Source organism: Aeromicrobium sp. (genome assembly GCF_050700635.1).
In the GTDB taxonomy this organism is placed as follows: Bacteria; Actinomycetota; Actinomycetes; order Propionibacteriales; family Nocardioidaceae; genus Aeromicrobium.
On sequence record NZ_JBOHDT010000035.1, the window covers coordinates 1 to 16,333 of the forward strand.

Here is a 16,333-nt window from a genome sequence, read left to right on the forward strand (position 1 = left end):
CAAACCAGTCTTGGCGAGACACGGATCGGGCTAATCTTTGGTCACTGCGAATCAATGGCCGACCTTGGCCCAGGGCATCGAGGTCGAGCTGTCGTGTTTGCCCAAAGGGGGGGACACGAATCTGTCCCCCGGGACGGAACAGCAGATGTCGATACTCCTGTACCGGCTCGGCGGCGCCATCAGCAGGCGCCGGGGCTTGGTGGTCGGCGTGTGGCTGCTGCTCTTGGTCCTCCTCGGCACCGGAGCTTCCACTCTGGGCGACCGTTACGACGACTCATTCTCGATCCCGGGGACGGACTCCGAGAAGGGCCAGGACCTGCTCGCGCAACGGTTCGGTCAGACCGGGGCGAACGGTCAGATCCTGTTCACGGCGAAGAAGGGGAAGATCACCGACTCCGCCAACGCGTCCGAGGTCGGCAAGCTCGTCAAGGCCACAGACGCGATCAAGGGGGTGTCGGTCCGCAACCCCCTGACCGCGGACCAGCCGATGCTCAACAAGGGGTCCACGGCCGCTCTGGCACAGGTGAACTTCTCGGCGAGTGTGCCGTCGGAGCACACCTTGGATGCGGTGCAGAAGGCCGGGACGCCACCGGCGTCGTCCGGGGTGGAGACATCTGTGGGCGGCGACGCCTACAAGTCCACGGCGGACCCGAGCAAGGTGCCGGAGCTGTTGGGGCTTCTCGTCTCCTTCTTCATCCTCGTCCTGACCTTCGGCTCGCTCCTGGCCGCGGGCATGCCGATCCTGACCTCCCTGATCGGTGTCGGCGTGACCTTGACGTCAGTCATCTTGATCTCGAGGGTGGTGACCGTCTCGAGCACGGCGCCGACCCTGGCCGAGATGCTCGGTCTTGCCGTCGGCATCGACTATGCGTTGTTCATCATCTCCCGTCACCGGGCACAGCTCGCCGAGGGCGTCGAGCCGGTCGAGTCGATGTCGCGGGCGCTGGCCACCGCGGGCAGTGCCGTGGTGTTCGCCGGCACAACCGTCATCATCGCGCTGGCAGGACTTTCCGTGGCCGGTATCCCTGTCCTCACCGTGATGGGACTCGGTGCCGCAGCAGCCGTCACCGTGGCCGTGTCCGTCGCGCTGACTCTGGTCCCCGCGATCGCGCTGCTGCTCGGCGAACGGCTCCGCCCCCGGGTGCGACGGCGACGGCTGCGGAAGCAAGACAAGCCGCGGAAGCAACGTCGAGGCTTCGCCACCACCTGGGTCCGGATCATCACGCGCTGGCCGGCCGTCACCGCGCTCGCAGTGGTCATCCTGCTCGGATCTGCCGCGCTTCCGGCAAAGCAGCTTGAGCTGGCGCTGCCGGACAACAGCACCGCGCCGGCGTCGACGCCACAGCGGGTGACCTACGACAAGATCACTGCAGAGTTCGGGGAGGGTTACAACGCTCCCCTTGCGGTCACCGCCGACGTGATCACCAGCTCCGACCCGAAGGGGACGGTCAGCAAGCTGGCGGACGCGATCAAGGACATCCCCGGCGTCGTCGCCGTCCCCCAGGAGACCCCCGACGAGGGCGGCGACACAGGTCTGGTCCAGGTGATCCCGAAGGCCGGCCAGACAGCGCCGTCGACCGCTGCGCTGGTGCAGGAGCTCCGCGATCGCGCGCCGGCATTGGAGAAGAAGTACAAGGTCAGCGAGATGCTGGTGACCGGCTCCACCGCGGTCAACATCGACGCCTCCGACCGGCTCGGCGGCGCCCTGCTGCCGTTCGGCTGCATCGTGATCGGACTCTCCCTGATCCTGCTCATGATCGTCTTTCGTTCCATCGCGGTCCCGATCAAGGCCACCTTGGGATACCTGCTGTCGGTCGGGGCGGCACTCGGGGCGGTCGTCGCAGTGTTCGGGCTCGGGTGGGCCGACGCCCTGGTGCCGGGGCTCTCCGACGGTGGTCCGATCGTGAGCTTCCTGCCGATCTTCGTGATGGGCGTCCTGTTCGGGCTGGCCATGGACTATGAGATGTTCCTGGTCTCGGCCATGCGCGAGCACTACGTCAACTCCGGCGACGCGAAGGGGTCCGTCCGTGAGGGATTCAAGGCCTCGTCACGCGTGGTCACCGCCGCCGCACTCATCATGACCAGCGTGTTCGTGGCGTTCATCCCGGCCGGCACGAGCACCATCAAGCAGATCGCGTTCGGGCTGGCCGTCGGTGTTTTCGTCGACGCGTTCTTCGTACGGATGACGCTCGTCCCGGCGGTCCTGATGCTGCTCGGCCACCGAGCCTGGTGGCTCCCGGCCTGGCTGGAGGCCCGGCTGCCGGTCGTGGACGTCGAGGGAGCCGCGCTGCACCGCAAGATCGCCTTCTCCGACTGGGAGGCGGCGCAGGGCAGGACCACGTTGCTGGCCCGGGGCCTCGTCGTCCGCGAGACGACAGCGTCCATTGACCTGGTCGCCCGTCCCGGGGAGATCACCCGAGTCACCGCGTCGCAGGGCGTGCACCCGCGCGAGCTTGGCCGGGTGCTGGCCGGCCGTGGACGGGCGCGTGCCGGCGAGCTGGTGGTCGACGGGCTGCTGCTGCCTGAGCAGCGCGAGATCGTGTTCCGACGCACCGCTCTGCTCGAGATCGAACCCTTCGAGACGTCGCCCGTCTCGACGGGGAGCCTGTTCCACGAGCGGGCTCGGCTGATGAGCGTGTCCGGATCGCAGCGCCGCAGATTCGCGGATGCCGCATCCCGGCAGTTCGCCGAGCTGGAAGCGATGATCGGCACGCAGGACGCCCGCGTCGACGCCATTCTCGTCGAGACCGCGATGGCGCTCGCCGGTGGCGCCGACGTCTACGTCCTCACCGGCCTCGAGCACCTGTCTGACGGTCCTCGGCTCGAGTGCGAGGCGCTCGCGAACCACCTTGCCGACCAGGGCCAGACGGTGATCGTCGTTGCGCTCGAGAGCGCACAGCCGTCGCCGGCTAGTACGGACGGCGCGCCGCGAGTCCTCGAAGGATCAAGGAGGGACAGCCATGTCTGACCACGAGACCACCGAGGGGCCGACGCACGGACCGAGGACGAGGCTCGTCACGCTTGGCCTGATCTTCCCTGTGATCGCCGCTTCGGTACTGATCTGGTCCGCCACCGGACGCCAGGACAAGATCGACCGGATCCCGGTGGCGATCGTGAACAACGACAAGATCCTGACAGACCCGCAGCCGATGGCCGCGGGGCGGTCGCTGACGGCGGCGCTGACGCACCCGAAGTCACCGAAGAACAACCTGAAGTGGACACTGAGCGACAGCAAGGACGCCAACGCGGGGCTCCGGAACGGCACGTTCTATGCGGTGCTCACCATCCCCTCCGACTTCTCCTCGGCGATCATCTCCTCGGGCACGGACAAGCCGGCCAAGGGCAAGCTTCAGCTGGTGAGCAACGGGGCGGCCAGCACCACAGTCCCGTACATCAGCCAGGAGATCGCGGCGGCGGCCGCCACCTCGCTCGGCGACCAGACCACCCAGGGTTACCTGAAGAACGTGTACGGCGGCTTCAACACGCTCGCAGACAACAGCTCCAAGCTTGCCTCGAGCGGCTCGCAACTGGCCAACGGCACCGACCAGTTGTCATCGGGCGCAGCGGAGCTCGACCAGGGCGCCAACCAGCTGGCCTCCAGTCTGGACCCACTGGCCACGGGGGCTGCGGGCCTCGCGACGGGCACACGGTCCGTGGACAGCGGCGCCGACAAGGTGGCGACTGGCGCGGCCGGGCTGGCCCAAGGCACCAAGACGTTGCACACGGACGCGAACAAGCTGTCTTTGGCCGCGCGGAAGCTGGCGCGCGCGAGTACCCGCCTGGCCGGCGCCGCTCAGGAGGTGGCCCGAGGGACGAGGCTGGTGGCTCGCGGCGTCCGCGGTCTCTCGGCCGCCGACCGGCTGCTGGCGATCGAGCTCGGCGTCCTGAGCAACGATTGCGCAGCCGCAGGCGGCTCGGTTCCCTTCTGCGATCGACTCGCCCTGAGCCACGAAGCCGCTCTGCGTCTCGCGACCGCGTCCACGCGCGTTCGTGCCGCCGCCGACAGGACGGCGATCGGGGCGGGTGGGGTTGCCCAAGGGACCAGTGCGCTGGCCCGGGGCAACTCAGCGGTGGCGGACGACAACCGGAAGCTCAGTGCAGCAACCGGGCGGCTGAGCACCAGCGCCGTGGAGCTCGCGTCCGGTGCCACCTCGGTCGCCCAGGGAGCGGACGGGCTCGTCACCGGCGCCGACGAGCTGGCCGGCGGAACCCAGTCGGCCGCGGTGGCGGGCGGCTCGCTCGCCTCGGGCAGCGACACGCTCGCGTCGAGCGCCAGTCAGACCAACAGCGGCGCCCAGTCGCTCAGCGGCGGACTGACCAAGGCGGCCAAGGAAAGCCCCACCTACTCCAAGAGCCAGCAGGACGCCCTCGCCCCGGTCGTCAGCGAGCCGGTGAACCTGGCCAGTCAGACCCAGCACTCCGAGCACGGGAACGGCTGGCTGATCGCACTGATCCTGGCAGTCATCCTGTGGCTGGCCGTCCTCGTCGCTGCGCTGAGCCTGGGCGTCGCCGGCGTACGGCGCAACGCCCTCGCGCCGGTGGCCTCGCGTCGCATCGCCGTGTCTCAGGCCATGCCAGTCGTCGGGTTCGCTGCGCTGCAAGCGGTCGGCGTGCTCGCGGCGCTGCTGTTGTTCCACCCGAAGACCGCGGCGGTCGGATCACTGACCCTGCTCACCCTGTTGGCCGCTCTCGCGTTCGCGCTGCTGGCTCTGGCCCTACGAGTCGCTCTCGGGCGCACCGGCATCGCGTGGTTCGTGATGCTCTTGCTTCTTCAGGCGGCCGCCTTGGGTAACGTCATACCCATCGAGACCGCTCCCCCCGTCCTGCAGACCTTGAACGGCTTCCTTCCCCTCACCGCCTTCGTCAACGGCGCCAGCCAGCTGGTGATGGGTGGGCACGCGGAGTCACTGGTGGGGGTGACGGTCGTCCTGCTCGTCTGGGCCGCTGGTTCGGCGTTCGTTCTGGTGGCCGCGGTCAAACGCCGAAGGCGCGTGGAACCTGTGACAGAAGGACAGGTCGTGGCCAGAACGTGACGGCCCTGCACCTAGTGGCGACAGCTCACCTGAGGAGACACCTGCATGTCCTTTCCTAGCGACCTTGACATCGCCCGTAGCGCGAAGCTGAGACCGATCCAAGGCATTGCCGAATCGATGGGGTTGCGACCAGACCTGGTCGAGCCCTACGGCCACGAGGTCATGAAGATCCGGCTCGAGGCGATCAAGGAGCTAGCCGACCGTCCGAAGGCGAAGTACGTCGTCGTCTCGGCCGTGACCCCGGCCCCGTTGGGTGAGGGCAAGACCACGACGACCGTGGGGCTCGGCCAGGCGATGAGCCACATCGGGAGGCGGGCGACGGTCGCGATCCGGCAGCCGTCCATGGGTCCCACGTTCGGGATCAAGGGCGGAGCGGCCGGTGGTGGCTACAGCCAGGTCGTCCCGATGGAGCTCCTCAACCTGCACCTCACCGGCGACTTCCACGCTGTCACCGCTGCGCACAACCTGCTCGCGGCGATGGTCGACAATCATCTGCACAAGGGCAACGCCAGCGGGCTGGACCTGAACAACATCACCTGGCGCCGAGTGCTGGACGTCAACGACAGGTCCCTGCGAAACACCGTCGTGGGCTTGGGATCTCGGGTGGACGGTGTCACACGGCAGACCGGATTCGACATCACCGCCGCCTCCGAGGTCATGGCGATCCTTGCGCTGTCGGTGTCCCTGGCCGACATGCGGGAGCGGCTCGGGCGAATCGTGGTCGGCTACAGCCAGGACGGAACGCCGGTGACCTCCGAGGAGATCGGTGGCGCGGGTGCGATGGCCGTGATGATGCGCGAGGCGCTCAAACCCAACCTGATGCAGTCCCTGGAGAACACGCCAGTCCTGGTCCACGCGGGACCATTCGGCAACATCGCCACCGGAAACTCCTCGATCGTGGCGGACCTGATCGGTATCCGGTGTGGCGACTTCCTCATCACCGAGGCCGGGTTCGGCGCGGACATGGGTGCCGAGCGGTTCTTCAACATCAAGTGCCGCGCCTCGGGTCTGACCCCTGACGCGGCCGTCATCGTGTCGACGGTACGAGCGTTGAAGGCGCACTCCGGAAAGTTCAAGATCGTGGCCGGCATGTCGTTGCCCGAGGACCTGCATGACGAGAACCCGGATGATGTGCACGCCGGCGGTGCGAACCTGCGCAAGCAGATCGAGAACATCCGGATCCATGGCGTCTCACCGGTGGTGGCCATCAATGCGTTCGCCGATGACCACGATTCCGAGCACCGGGCGATCAGGGAGATCGCCGAGGAGATGGGGGCCCACGTCGCGGTGACCCACCACTTCGACAAGGGCGGCGCCGGGGCAACCGAGCTTGCCGAGGTCGTCGCCGAAGCGGCCACGGAGAAGTCGAACTTTGCGTTCCTCTACCCCGACGATGCGTCGTTGCGGGAGAAGATCGAGATCGTGGCGACGAAGGTGTATGGCGCGGAGGGGGTGGACTATGACTACACGGCGGGCCAACAGGTGGACACCTTCGAACAGGCCGGCTTCGGCCACCTGCCGGTGTGCATTGCCAAGACTCACCTGTCGATCTCCTCAGACCCCACCCTGAAGGGCGCGCCGACGGGCTGGCGGCTACCGGTGCGTGAGGTACGGGCCTCGGTGGGGGCCGGCTTCGTGTACCCGATCTGCGGCAACATGATGACGATGCCTGGCTTGGGGTCTGCCCCGGCTGCACTGTCCATCGACATCGACGAGAACGGCGAGATCGTGGGTCTGTCGTGAGTCGACCGGAGGGTGCCGGGGAATTGCTGCAGTCATCGGTCCGGCAGCTGCTCGACGATGTCGGCGCCCGTACGACCGCGCCGGGCGGTGGCGCTGTGGCCGGGATCGTCGCTGCACTCGCCGGGGCGCTGGCGACCATGTGCGGGCGCTTCGCCGACGGTCATTCGGTCAGCGCGGGCGGGCGCGCTGAGGACCTCCAGTTCAGGGCGGCATCGTTGGCGGAGGCCGATCCGATCGTCTACGCGGCATACGTACGAGCTCGGCAGGAGCAGCGCGACACCGCCACGGTGGCCGCCGCTCTGGACGAGGCGATCAGGGTGCCGCTGGAGATGGCGGAGGTGGCGGCAGAACTGGTTCAGATCGCCAGCGAGCTGGCCCGATCGGGCAACCCCCGTCTGCGGGGGGACGCGATGACGGCGATGTTCCTGGCCGCCGCAGCAACGCGGTCAGCAGCAGCACTTGTCTGTGAGAACCTCCCCGACGCAGGGGTGGGCAGCGACCCGAGGCTCGTGCTCGCCGCGGCACTGCTCGCATCTGTCGATGCCGCCGAGCAGGCAGCCCTGTCCGTCTACCCGCCCCTCATGCCACCGCCTGCCCCAACTCCCTAGCTCGGGACAAGCTCGTCGGCGAGCTCGGACAAGGCCGACCGGCACTGGCGGAGCACGGTCCGGCCGCGGCTGGTGGCGCGATAGAGCCGCAACCGCCGGCCGTCGACCACCTTGGTGTGCGACATCAGCAGTCCGGCTTCCTCCATGCGGTGGAGCAGAGGGTAGAGCGTTCCGGCGCTGATGCGGTGGCCGTGGTGGCCCAGTTCGGTCGACATCCAGGCGCCGTGCACCTCACCCTCCGCGGCGTGGTGCAGGACGTGCAGGCGAACCGCGGCCGTACGGAACTCGCGTACGACGTCCATCGCGGTCAGGTCGCCGGCTGGAACAGCTCGACGAGGTTGCCGGACGGATCTTCGACGAGCACCTGCGAACCGGCGTTGCCGCGCACCACGTCGGTCCGGAACGCCGCATCGGCATGCTTGAGTCGCGCCACTTCTGCGTCGATGTCATCGACGAGGATCTGGAAGCGGTTCCAGCCGCCTGGCTCGGGCACACGGCCGTCGGGCGTGGGCTGCGACGCCGTACCCGGCCCCTTCGGTGGATTGAGGTACAGCCGCAACTCACCACGTTCCAGGGCGGCAAACCCGGGCGCTGCGTCGATCGCGACGGTGAACCCGAGCCGCTCGGTGTAGAAGTCCGCGGCCTCGCGGACGTCCTCGACGATGTATCGAACTCCCACGGTCGTCATGTCGTACTCCTCTACTGATATCGGTCCACGATATCGTGACCCGATATCGTTCACCAGCCGACCATCCAGTGAGACACCTGTCTCACAGGGTGGCCGGTCTTGAGGTGAGCGGATAGTGTCGCCGGGTGAAGATCGCTGTAGTTCTCGAGGCCGGCCGGGAGACCCGCGTCGCACTCGTCCCCGAAGCAGTCGCCAAGCTCGTCAAGGCCGGTCACGAGGTGACGGTCGAGTCCGGCGCCGGCGAGAGATCCGACTTCGCAGACGATGTTTACACCGAGGCCGGCGCCACTGTGGGCGACCCGGGTCTCGGTTCCGCCGACGTCGTCGTCTCCGTCAACCCGCTGGATGGATCCCACGTCGGCTCGCTTCGGCGCGGCACCGCCACCTTCTCCTTCCTGCCCACCGGCGAGTCGCTCGACCAGGGCCATGTCGAGTCGCTCCGCGACGCCGGCATCACGTCGTTCGCGCTCGAGCTTGTGCCCCGTATCTCGCGCGCGCAGTCGATGGATGCTCTCTCGTCCCAGGCGCTGGTCGCCGGGTACCGCGCCGTGGTCGTCGCCTCCGGCCTGATGCGCCGATTCTTCCCGCAGAACATGACCGCGGCCGGCACCGTCCAGCCCGCACAGGTCGTCGTGCTCGGCGCCGGTGTGGCCGGCCTCCAGGCCATCGCCACCGCCAAGCGACTCGGCGCGGTCGTCAAGGCCTATGACGTGCGCGCCGCGGCAGCCGAGGAGATCCGCTCGATGGGCGCCAAGGCGATCGAGCTCGACCTCGAGACGCTCGAGGGCTCCGGCGGCTACGCGCGTGAGATGACCGAGGACCGCGCCGAGAGGCAGCGCGAGCTGCTCACCCCCTTCATCGAGGACGCCGACGTGCTCATCACCACGGCCGCCGTTCCCGGACGCAAGGCACCGATGCTCGTCACCCGCGCCATGGTCGAGACGATGAAGCCCGGCTCCGTGGTCGTCGACCTTGCGGCCGAGACCGGCGGCAACGTCGAGGGATCGTCCCCGGGCGAGGTCGTGCACATCGGCCACGCTTCGGTGTGGGGTGGCCAGAACGTCGCCGGCCAGATGCCAGGCCCGGCCAGCATCCTGCTCGCGCAGAACATCGTCAACCTGCTGACCCTCGCCGCCGGCGAGGACGGCGAGTGGGCCCCCGACTTCGACGACGAGATCATCGCCGGTGCGTGCGTCACGCACGACGGCGAGGTTCGCCACGAACCCACCCGTGACGCGATAGCCGATCACGGACAGGAAGGTGCCGGCTCGTGACTGACATCGGAATGGACGCCGGAGTCATCTGGCTGACCCTCTTCATCCTCAGCATCTTCGTGGGCGTCGAGGTGATCTCGAAGGTCTCCACCGTGCTGCACACCCCGCTGATGTCCGGCACCAACGCGATCCACGGCATCATCCTCATCGGCGCGATGATCGTGACCGGCCACAGCGAGTCCGTCGGGGTCACCATTGTCGGCACCATCGCGATCGTGCTCGCCGCGGCCAACCTCGTGGGCGGTTTCGTCGTCACCGATCGGATGCTGCAGATGTTCAGCCAGAAGAAGAATCCCGAGAAGAAGGTCGAGAAGAAGGTCGAGAAGAAGCCCGAGAAGAAGGTCGAGAAGAAGCCCGAGAAAGAAGTGAGACCGGTCGAGCAGAGGGACGTGGACGCGCTGAAGGCCAAGGGCGGCGACGCCTCGACCACCAGAGAGATGCCGGCGATCGAAGGGGAGTCCGCCTGATGGTCCCCCTATGGGTGCAGCTCGCCTACCTGCTGGCTGCCGTCTGCTTCATCCTTGCCCTCAAGGGCCTGTCGTCCCCCAAGACCGCGCGCCAGGGCAACATCCTCGGCGCCGTCGCGGCCGCCATCGCCACCATCGCCGTGTTCTTCCAGGACGAGGGCGGGCTCGACAACGTCCCCCTGATCATCCTGGCCACGCTGGCCGGCTCAGTGGCTGGCGTCGTCGGCGCCTACCGCGTGCAGATGACGCAGATGCCGCAGCTCGTCGCGCTGTTCAACGGCGTCGGCGGCGGCGCGGCGGCCCTCGTCGCCCTGCTCGAGCTGCACGACCTGACCTCGGTCGCCGACAGGTTCAACGCCGAAATCGAGGGCTTCGTGCTCGTCGCCACGGTGTTCACGATCTTCGTCGGCTCGGTCAGCTTCGCCGGTTCGTGCATCACGTTCGCCAAGCTGCAGGAGCTGATGACCACCCGTCCCGTGGTCTTCCCCGGCCTGCCGTTCGCGTTCGGCGGTTCGTTCCTCGTCGCCGTGCTCTTCTCGGTGATGCTCGTCGGCGACCCGTCGATGCTGCTCGGTATCCTGGTGGCGCTGCTCGGCCTCGCTGTCGGTGTGCTGCTGGTGCTGCCGGTCGGCGGCGCCGACGTCCCGATCGTCATCTCGCTGCTCAATGCGTTCACCGGACTCACCGTTGCGGCCGGCGGCTACGTGCTCGGCAACGTGCTGCTGCTCGTGGCCGGCACGCTCGTCGGCGCATCCGGCACCCTGCTCACCATCCTGATGGCGCGCGGCATGGGCCGCTCCGTCGTTAACACCCTGTTCGGAGCGCTCAAGGGGGGCTCGACGCTCGGCGCCGGCGGGGCGAGCGACCGTCCGGTGCAGTCAGCCGGCCCCGAGGACGTCGCGATCATGCTCGGCTACGCCGATCGCGTCATCATCGTTCCCGGCTACGGCCTCGCGGTCGCACAGGCGCAGCACGCGTTGCGCGACGTCGTCGAGGTCCTGCAGGAGCGCGACATCCGGGTCGACTACGCGATCCACCCGGTCGCCGGCCGCATGCCCGGTCACATGAACGTGCTCCTCGCCGAGGCCCAGGTGCCGTACGAGCAGCTGCGCGAGATGGACGACATCAACGGCGACTTCACCGACGCCGACGTCGTGCTCGTCGTGGGCGCCAACGACGTCGTCAACCCGGCGGCCAGGACGACACCCGGGGCTCCTATCTACGGCATGCCGATCCTCAACGCCGATGAGGCCAAGAAGATCGTCTTCATGAAGCGTTCGATGCGTCCCGGATTCGCCGGCATCGAGAATGAGCTGCTCTTCGACGAGAAGACCACGCTGCTGTTCGGCGACGCCAAGGAGAACATGGCCAAGCTCCTCAAGTCAGTCGAGGCACTGTAGGCAGAATCGGTGGTTGAGTACGGGTCGGCGTTCGGCCGCAGGCGGCCTCAGCCGACCACGCCATAGAGGCGGTCGCCGGCGTCGCCGAGACCGGGCACGATGTAGCCCTTCTCGTTGAGCTTCTCGTCGAGGCCGGCGGTCACGAGCGACACCGGGACGTCGACGTCGTTGAGCTCGTTCTCCAGCCGCGCGACTCCCTCCGGCGCGGCAAGCAGGCAGATGGCGGTGATGTCGTCGGCACCGCGTCGCACCAGGAACTCGATCGCGGCGGCCAGGGTGCCGCCGGTGGCGAGCATCGGGTCGAGCACGTAGCACTGGCGTCCGGCGAGGTCGTCGGGCAGCCGCTCGGCGTAGGTGGCAGCCTCGAGCGTCTCCTCGTTGCGCACCATGCCGAGGAACCCGACCTCGGCGGTCGGCAGCAGCCGCTGCATGCCCTCGAGCATCCCGAGCCCGGCGCGCAGGATCGGCACCACGAGCGGATGCGGGTTCGAGAGGTGCACGCCGGACGCCGGGGCTACGGGCGTCTGCACCTCGACCGGATCGACCCGCACGTCGCGGGTGGCCTCGTAGGCCAGCAGCGTCACCAGCTCGTCGGCGAGCCGGCGGAACGTGGGGGAGTCGGTCCGTTCGTCGCGCAGCAGCGTGAGCTTGTGCGAGACGAGCGGGTGGTCGGCGACATGAACGTGCATGCACTGAACGATAGTGGCGGTGGCGCGCCGCGGTCTGTCACCATCGCAGCAGAGCACCGAGGAGGTGAGCCGTGGCTGTGGACGACGTCGACTTCGCCGTGGCCGCGTACCGGGACGACGGTGAGTGGCAGCTCGTCGAGCTGCACCCCTCGGTCGCCGAGGATTTCGACGACCTCACCAACGCCCTCGGACGCTTTCCGTCCGACGTCGGCGTGATCGGGATGGTCTCGATGAACGACGACTTCTTCGTCCTCGTGCGTCGCTCAGGCGCACAGATCCGCGTGCTGCTCTCCGACGTCACGGCAGCCACCGACTGGCCCCTCGCGGGTGGCGTCGCCGACCTCCTCGACGTGCCCGACCCGCAGGACGAGGACGATCCGCAGCCGGCCGGCGACCTCGACATCGTCAGCGATCTCGGCATGGCGGCCATGGAGCTCGGTGTGCTGTGCGACGACGACGACCTCTACCCCGACGACATCCTGGGCGACGTGGCCACCCGGCTCGGGTTCGGCGACGCGTTCGAGGCGATCGTCAGGTGAATGACACGGCCGCCATGCTGCAGGCACTCGCCCTGGCCCTATCGGCTGCCGAAGATGGCGACGTGCCGGTCGGCGCGATCGTCGTCGACGCCGACGGGTTGGTGATCGGCACCGGTCGCAACACCCGCGAACGTGAAGCCGATCCGACCGGTCATGCCGAGATCGTCGCCCTGCGCGAGGCCGCGGCAGCTCGCGGTGAGTGGCGACTCGAGGGGTGCACGCTCGTCGTCACCCTCGAGCCGTGCACGATGTGTGCCGGCGCGGTGGTCGCCGCGCGCGTCTCTCGTCTGGTGTTCGGGACGTTCGACGAGAAGGCCGGCGCGGTCGGGTCGCTGTGGGATGTCGTGCGCGACCGCCGACTCAACCACCGGCCCGAAGTCGTCAGCGGGGTACTCGCCGACGAGTCGGCGGCGCTTCTCCGCGACTTCTTCCAGACGCACCGCTGACCGAATAACGTCGGGCTGTGGGCTCACCTCGGACGGCGCTTGTCTTCGCCAGTCTCGCCTGCAGCGTCGACGGCTACATCAGCTCGACCAGCGGCGACACGGCCTGGCTGAACGACACCATGCGCCGTGACGAGGACTACGGGCTGGCGGAGACGATGAGCCGCACCGGCGCGTACGTGCTCGGCGCGAGCACCTACCGGGAGTCCGCAGCCATGCTCGGCAGCGGCAAGGCGGGCCCGCCGACGTACGTCTTGACCCACGCCGATCCAGCGGACGCGCCGCCGGGAGCCACCTTCATGTCCGGGGACGTTCGTGAGGTGATCACGGCGGCCCGCGCCGCCACCGGCAAGGACGTCTTCGTCTTCGGGGGTGGTGACGTCGTCACCCAGTCGATCGCTGCGGGCGCGCTGGACGAGCTGACGATCGCCGTCGTGCCCGTGATTCTCGGCGGCGGAACGCGCCTCGTCGGGGAGCTCGAGGAGGCGGCGCGGCTACGTCTCGCGGACTGCCGATCCTTCGAGAGCGGCATCGTCCTGCTCCGTTACCTCGCCACGTCGGGTGCCGGGTGATTGGCTGGCGCCATGCACCCCTTGCGCGAACTGAGCCTGGACGAGCTGCGACGACGCACCAGTATGAAGTGGTTCAGGTACCCGGCCGACGTGCTGCCCCTGTGGGTGGCCGAGATGGACGTCCGGCTGGCCGAACCGATCGAACGAGCACTGCACGACGCCGTCGCCGCCGGAGACACCGGCTATCCGGACGGCCGCGACTACGCCGAGGCGGCCGCCGGCTTCGCGTCGGATCGGTGGGCGTGGATGGGGCTCGACCCGGCTCGAACAGCCCCCGTGGCCGACGTCATGACCGGAATCGTCGAGATGATCCGGCTGGTCAGCGACCCGGGCGATCCGGTGGTCATCAACCCGCCGGTGTACCCGCCGTTCTTCGGGTTCGTCCAGCACGCGGAGCGAGCCATCGTCGAGGCCCCGCTCGGCGACGACGGCAGGCTCGATCTCGACGCGCTGGGAACGGTGTTCGAGCGCGCGTCCTTCGGCGGCCGACGCGTCACCTACCTGCTGTGCAACCCACAGAACCCGACCGCCGTCGTGCACACGCGAGCCGAGCTCGAGGCCGTCGCACGTCTGGCCGCTGAGCACCGGGTGCGGGTGGTGGTCGACGAGATCCACGCCCCGCTCGCCGGTCCCGAGTTCGTGCCCTACCTCAGTGTCGACGGCACCGACGACGCCTACAGCCTCGTGTCGGCGTCCAAGGCGTGGAACCTCGCCGGGGCCAAGGCGGCCGTCGCGGTCGGCGGGCCGGCGACGACCGACGAGCTGGCGAGGCTCCCGGAGATCGTGTCGCACGGACCGAGCCAGCTCGGCGTCATCGCCGGTGTCGCCGCGTTGACCGAGGGCCGCGACTGGCTCGACGCGCTTCGTGCCGACCTCGACGACAACCGCACCCTGCTGGACCGGCTCCTCGCCGAGCACCTGCCTGACGTCCGCTGGGTGCGCGGGCCGGGCACATACCTCGCCTGGCTCGACTTCCGGGCCCTCGACCTCGGCGACGACCCGGCCGCGGCGATCCTCGACCAAGGCCGCGTCGCACTCGAGCCCGGGCCCGACTTCGGCCACGGCGCCGGGTTCGCCCGTCTCAACTACGGGACGACGCCGGAGATCCTCGAGATGGCAATCGAACGGATGACCAAGGCGATCACCTGACTCGAAGGTCGGCTGTCTCCCGTCGGGCTCGGATGCGAGCAGCGTTCGGCTCGTCAACCCGCTGGACCCATTCCTGGGCCTCCGCTTCGGTCTTGCCGAACTCGACGTGGCGCCGTACCAGGCTCTCGAGACGGGCCTCTTCGGCGCGACCTACGTACCAGACCTCGTCGAGCGTCGCCCGGATCGCCGGCCACGGATCGTCAGCGTCAAGCAGGTAGTTGCCCTCGGTGACGACGAGCTGGACCTCCGGGCCGACGGTGATCGCATCGATGACCGGCTCCTCGACGGTCCGATCGAAGTCCGGTGCGGTGACCGTCTCGTCCGGCTTGTCCCGCAGTCGCCGAAGCAGCGCGAGGTAGCCCTCGGCGTCGAAGGTGTCGATGCGCCCCATGACGTTTCGCAGCCCGCGCTCCACCAGCTCGGCCTGCGGAAGGTGGAACCCATCCATCGGCACCAGGACGGCCACGAGACCTTCGGCGCGGAGCCCGTCGGCCAGCGCAGAGGCCAACGTCGACTTCCCCGCACCGGGTGCCCCGACGATCCCCAGCAGCGCTCGCCCCGGCCGGTTCGCCATCGCGCGGGCCCGGGCGACCAGCGCCTGATCCATCAGTGCCTTCGGCGGAACTCGGCCCGCCACCGGTGGAGGCTCGGTTCGTCGGCATCGGGAATGTCCTCGACCGCCACCGGCGCGAGGTCGGGCAGCGCGAAGGCTTCGATCTCCGAACGGCTCAACGGCCATGGCGGGCCCTCGACGTCTTCGCCCTCCTCGCGACCCACGGCGATGACGAGTGTCGTGCCGCCCGGCGCGGTGAGCTCGCCGATCGCGCGGGTCGCCACGGCGCGAAGCTCGAGCGGAAGCGACTGCACCGTCATGCTCTCGACGACCAGGTCGAAGCGATGCCGCCACGCTGGTGGCAGGTCGCGAAGGTCGGCCACCTGATAGTCGACCGGGGAGTCGGGGTGCCGTTCGCGTGCGATCGTGATCGCGGTCGGTGAGACGTCGAACGCCACGGTGTCGAACCCCAGTCGGGCGACCAGCTCTGCGTCCCGCCCGGGTCCACAGCCGACGACGACGGCCGATTGCCCCGCGCCATCGAGCGACTTGGCCTCGACCCATTCGACGAGGAGCGCGGAGGGAGCCTCACGATCCCAGGGAACGATGGCCCGTCCGTCGTCGGCGTCGCGATAGAGCCGCTCGAACCACGCGGTCGGGTCCTCAACATGCGGCACCACCAGACCTCCTTCGAGCTCGAGGATCGTCCTTGCCAGCCTAGGACGCCGCCCCGCCCGCCGGATTCGGGAGCCGCTCGACCGTCCGGTAACGTACCCCGCGGTGGCGTGTCCGAGCGGCCTAAGGAGCACGCCTCGAAAGCGTGTGAGGGCTTACCCCCTCCGTGGGTTCAAATCCCACCGCCACCGCTCGTTGAAGACCCCCGATTCTGACTGGAATTGCAGTCAAGTCGGGGGTCTTCCTTTGGCCCGAAGGTTCGTTTTTGGCACACCTTTCTCACGATGTGGATGAGGCTGGACCGTGACAGCGTGAGTCCAGCGGCTCGGACCGTAGCGGCTCCCACCCCTTTCGAGGCAATCTCATCGCCGCGATGTCGGTGACGCTCGAAAACTGAGCACTTTCGGCACTCGAAAAGTGAGCAGTTCTAGTGTGGCGTGTTCTCGGCTCGAGCGGATGGCAGGGTATCGATCCCGGTGTTCCTGAGCCGGTGGGACGAG

16 protein-coding genes and 1 tRNA gene are annotated in these 16,333 nt (G+C 68.5%); 12 read left to right on the top strand and 5 right to left on the bottom strand.

Annotated elements, in window-relative coordinates; translation table 11 throughout:
* The first annotated feature begins 145 nt into the window (after positions 1 to 145).
* Genes ACRDPN_RS02295 through ACRDPN_RS02310 form a run of 4 tightly spaced genes read left to right on the top strand, consistent with a single transcriptional unit; the run spans position 146 to position 7,384 of the window.
* Positions 146 to 2,968, top strand: a complete 2,823-nt coding sequence (locus ACRDPN_RS02295) for an MMPL family transporter (protein WP_431445709.1) — start codon at positions 146 to 148, stop codon at positions 2,966 to 2,968.
* Positions 2,961 to 5,033, top strand: a complete 2,073-nt coding sequence (locus ACRDPN_RS02300; RefSeq protein ID WP_431445710.1) for a YhgE/Pip domain-containing protein — start codon at positions 2,961 to 2,963, stop codon at positions 5,031 to 5,033. Before ACRDPN_RS02295 ends, ACRDPN_RS02300 begins: the two co-directional genes overlap by 8 nt.
* Positions 5,034 to 5,078: 45 nt before the next feature.
* On the top strand, positions 5,079 to 6,776 hold the full coding sequence (locus ACRDPN_RS02305; RefSeq protein ID WP_431445711.1) for a formate--tetrahydrofolate ligase: 1,698 nt from the start codon (positions 5,079 to 5,081) through the stop codon (positions 6,774 to 6,776).
* Positions 6,773 to 7,384 carry a cyclodeaminase/cyclohydrolase family protein gene (locus tag ACRDPN_RS02310; protein ID WP_431445712.1) on the top strand — a complete coding sequence of 204 codons (612 nt, stop codon included), beginning with the start codon at positions 6,773 to 6,775 and terminating at the stop codon, positions 7,382 to 7,384. Before ACRDPN_RS02305 ends, ACRDPN_RS02310 begins: the two co-directional genes overlap by 4 nt.
* Here ACRDPN_RS02310 and ACRDPN_RS02315 read toward each other — a convergent pair.
* The gene (locus ACRDPN_RS02315; RefSeq protein WP_431445713.1) at positions 7,381 to 7,686 is read right to left on the bottom strand and encodes a PadR family transcriptional regulator; all 306 of its coding nucleotides are present in this window, start codon (positions 7,684 to 7,686) and stop codon (positions 7,381 to 7,383) included. The two genes, ACRDPN_RS02310 and ACRDPN_RS02315, sit on opposite strands and share 4 nt — an antisense overlap.
* A 5-nt stretch (positions 7,687 to 7,691) precedes the next feature.
* Positions 7,692 to 8,072, bottom strand: coding sequence for a VOC family protein (locus ACRDPN_RS02320; protein WP_431445714.1), 381 nt, complete (start codon positions 8,070 to 8,072; stop codon positions 7,692 to 7,694).
* Between the two features lie 125 nt (positions 8,073 to 8,197).
* Here ACRDPN_RS02320 and ACRDPN_RS02325 point away from each other — a divergent pair, with 125 nt between their 5' ends.
* Genes ACRDPN_RS02325 through ACRDPN_RS02335 form a run of 3 tightly spaced genes read left to right on the top strand, consistent with a single transcriptional unit; the run spans position 8,198 to position 11,213 of the window.
* Positions 8,198 to 9,346 (top strand): NAD(P) transhydrogenase subunit alpha, encoded by a 1,149-nt coding sequence (locus ACRDPN_RS02325; RefSeq protein WP_431445715.1) that lies wholly within the window; start codon positions 8,198 to 8,200, stop codon positions 9,344 to 9,346.
* On the top strand, positions 9,343 to 9,813 hold the full coding sequence (locus ACRDPN_RS02330) for an NAD(P) transhydrogenase subunit alpha (RefSeq protein WP_431445716.1): 471 nt from the start codon (positions 9,343 to 9,345) through the stop codon (positions 9,811 to 9,813). Before ACRDPN_RS02325 ends, ACRDPN_RS02330 begins: the two co-directional genes overlap by 4 nt.
* Positions 9,813 to 11,213 (top strand): NAD(P)(+) transhydrogenase (Re/Si-specific) subunit beta, encoded by a 1,401-nt coding sequence (locus tag ACRDPN_RS02335; RefSeq protein ID WP_431445717.1) that lies wholly within the window; start codon positions 9,813 to 9,815, stop codon positions 11,211 to 11,213. The genes ACRDPN_RS02330 and ACRDPN_RS02335 overlap by 1 nt, the downstream gene beginning before the upstream one ends.
* 47 nt (positions 11,214 to 11,260) lie before the next feature.
* Here the strand turns inward: ACRDPN_RS02335 and upp are convergent, their stop codons facing one another.
* Positions 11,261 to 11,902, bottom strand: coding sequence for a uracil phosphoribosyltransferase (upp, locus tag ACRDPN_RS02340; protein ID WP_431445718.1), 642 nt, complete (start codon positions 11,900 to 11,902; stop codon positions 11,261 to 11,263).
* 71 nt (positions 11,903 to 11,973) lie between these two features.
* Here upp and ACRDPN_RS02345 point away from each other — a divergent pair, with 71 nt between their 5' ends.
* The 4 genes from ACRDPN_RS02345 to ACRDPN_RS02360 are packed head-to-tail and all read left to right on the top strand — an operon-like array spanning position 11,974 to position 14,605.
* Positions 11,974 to 12,441: a tRNA adenosine deaminase-associated protein gene (locus ACRDPN_RS02345; RefSeq protein WP_431445719.1), complete on the top strand. Its 468-nt coding sequence runs from the start codon at positions 11,974 to 11,976 to the stop codon at positions 12,439 to 12,441.
* Entirely contained in the window at positions 12,438 to 12,887 is a 450-nt protein-coding gene (gene tadA / locus ACRDPN_RS02350) for a tRNA adenosine(34) deaminase TadA (protein WP_431445720.1), read from the top strand. Before ACRDPN_RS02345 ends, tadA begins: the two co-directional genes overlap by 4 nt.
* A 17-nt stretch (positions 12,888 to 12,904) precedes the next feature.
* Entirely contained in the window at positions 12,905 to 13,456 is a 552-nt protein-coding gene (locus tag ACRDPN_RS02355; protein WP_431445721.1) for a dihydrofolate reductase family protein, read from the top strand.
* Between the two features lie 12 nt (positions 13,457 to 13,468).
* Positions 13,469 to 14,605 carry a MalY/PatB family protein gene (locus ACRDPN_RS02360; RefSeq protein ID WP_431445722.1) on the top strand — a complete coding sequence of 379 codons (1,137 nt, stop codon included), beginning with the start codon at positions 13,469 to 13,471 and terminating at the stop codon, positions 14,603 to 14,605.
* Here ACRDPN_RS02360 and ACRDPN_RS02365 read toward each other — a convergent pair.
* Together ACRDPN_RS02365 and ACRDPN_RS02370 are read right to left on the bottom strand one after the other, a co-directional pair.
* Complete coding sequence (locus ACRDPN_RS02365; protein WP_431445723.1) at positions 14,598 to 15,212, bottom strand: nucleoside/nucleotide kinase family protein; 615 nt, start codon at positions 15,210 to 15,212, stop codon at positions 14,598 to 14,600. The genes ACRDPN_RS02360 and ACRDPN_RS02365 overlap by 8 nt on opposite strands.
* On the bottom strand, positions 15,212 to 15,835 hold the full coding sequence (locus ACRDPN_RS02370; protein WP_431445724.1) for a class I SAM-dependent methyltransferase: 624 nt from the start codon (positions 15,833 to 15,835) through the stop codon (positions 15,212 to 15,214). Before ACRDPN_RS02370 ends, ACRDPN_RS02365 begins: the two co-directional genes overlap by 1 nt.
* A 102-nt stretch (positions 15,836 to 15,937) precedes the next feature.
* Here ACRDPN_RS02370 and ACRDPN_RS02375 point away from each other — a divergent pair.
* Positions 15,938 to 16,024, top strand: a tRNA-Ser gene (locus ACRDPN_RS02375).
* Positions 16,025 to 16,333 lie beyond the last annotated feature (309 nt).

Bases quoted from the DNA above. Each gene is read 5' to 3' on its own strand.
- ACRDPN_RS02315 (WP_431445713.1), bottom strand. From the start codon at position 7,686: ATGGACGTCGTACGCGAGTTCCGTACGGCCGCGGTTCGCCTGCACGTC.
- ACRDPN_RS02300 (WP_431445710.1), top strand. From the start codon at position 2,961: ATGTCTGACCACGAGACCACCGAGGGGCCGACGCACGGACCGAGGACG.
- ACRDPN_RS02365 (WP_431445723.1), bottom strand. From the start codon at position 15,212: ATGGATCAGGCGCTGGTCGCCCGGGCCCGCGCGATGGCGAACCGGCCG.
- upp (WP_431445718.1), bottom strand. From the start codon at position 11,902: ATGCACGTTCATGTCGCCGACCACCCGCTCGTCTCGCACAAGCTCACG.
- ACRDPN_RS02360 (WP_431445722.1), top strand. From the start codon at position 13,469: ATGCACCCCTTGCGCGAACTGAGCCTGGACGAGCTGCGACGACGCACC.
- ACRDPN_RS02320 (WP_431445714.1), bottom strand. From the start codon at position 8,072: ATGACGACCGTGGGAGTTCGATACATCGTCGAGGACGTCCGCGAGGCC.
- ACRDPN_RS02305 (WP_431445711.1), top strand. From the start codon at position 5,079: ATGTCCTTTCCTAGCGACCTTGACATCGCCCGTAGCGCGAAGCTGAGA.
- ACRDPN_RS02335 (WP_431445717.1), top strand. From the start codon at position 9,813: ATGGTCCCCCTATGGGTGCAGCTCGCCTACCTGCTGGCTGCCGTCTGC.
- ACRDPN_RS02295 (WP_431445709.1), top strand. From the start codon at position 146: ATGTCGATACTCCTGTACCGGCTCGGCGGCGCCATCAGCAGGCGCCGG.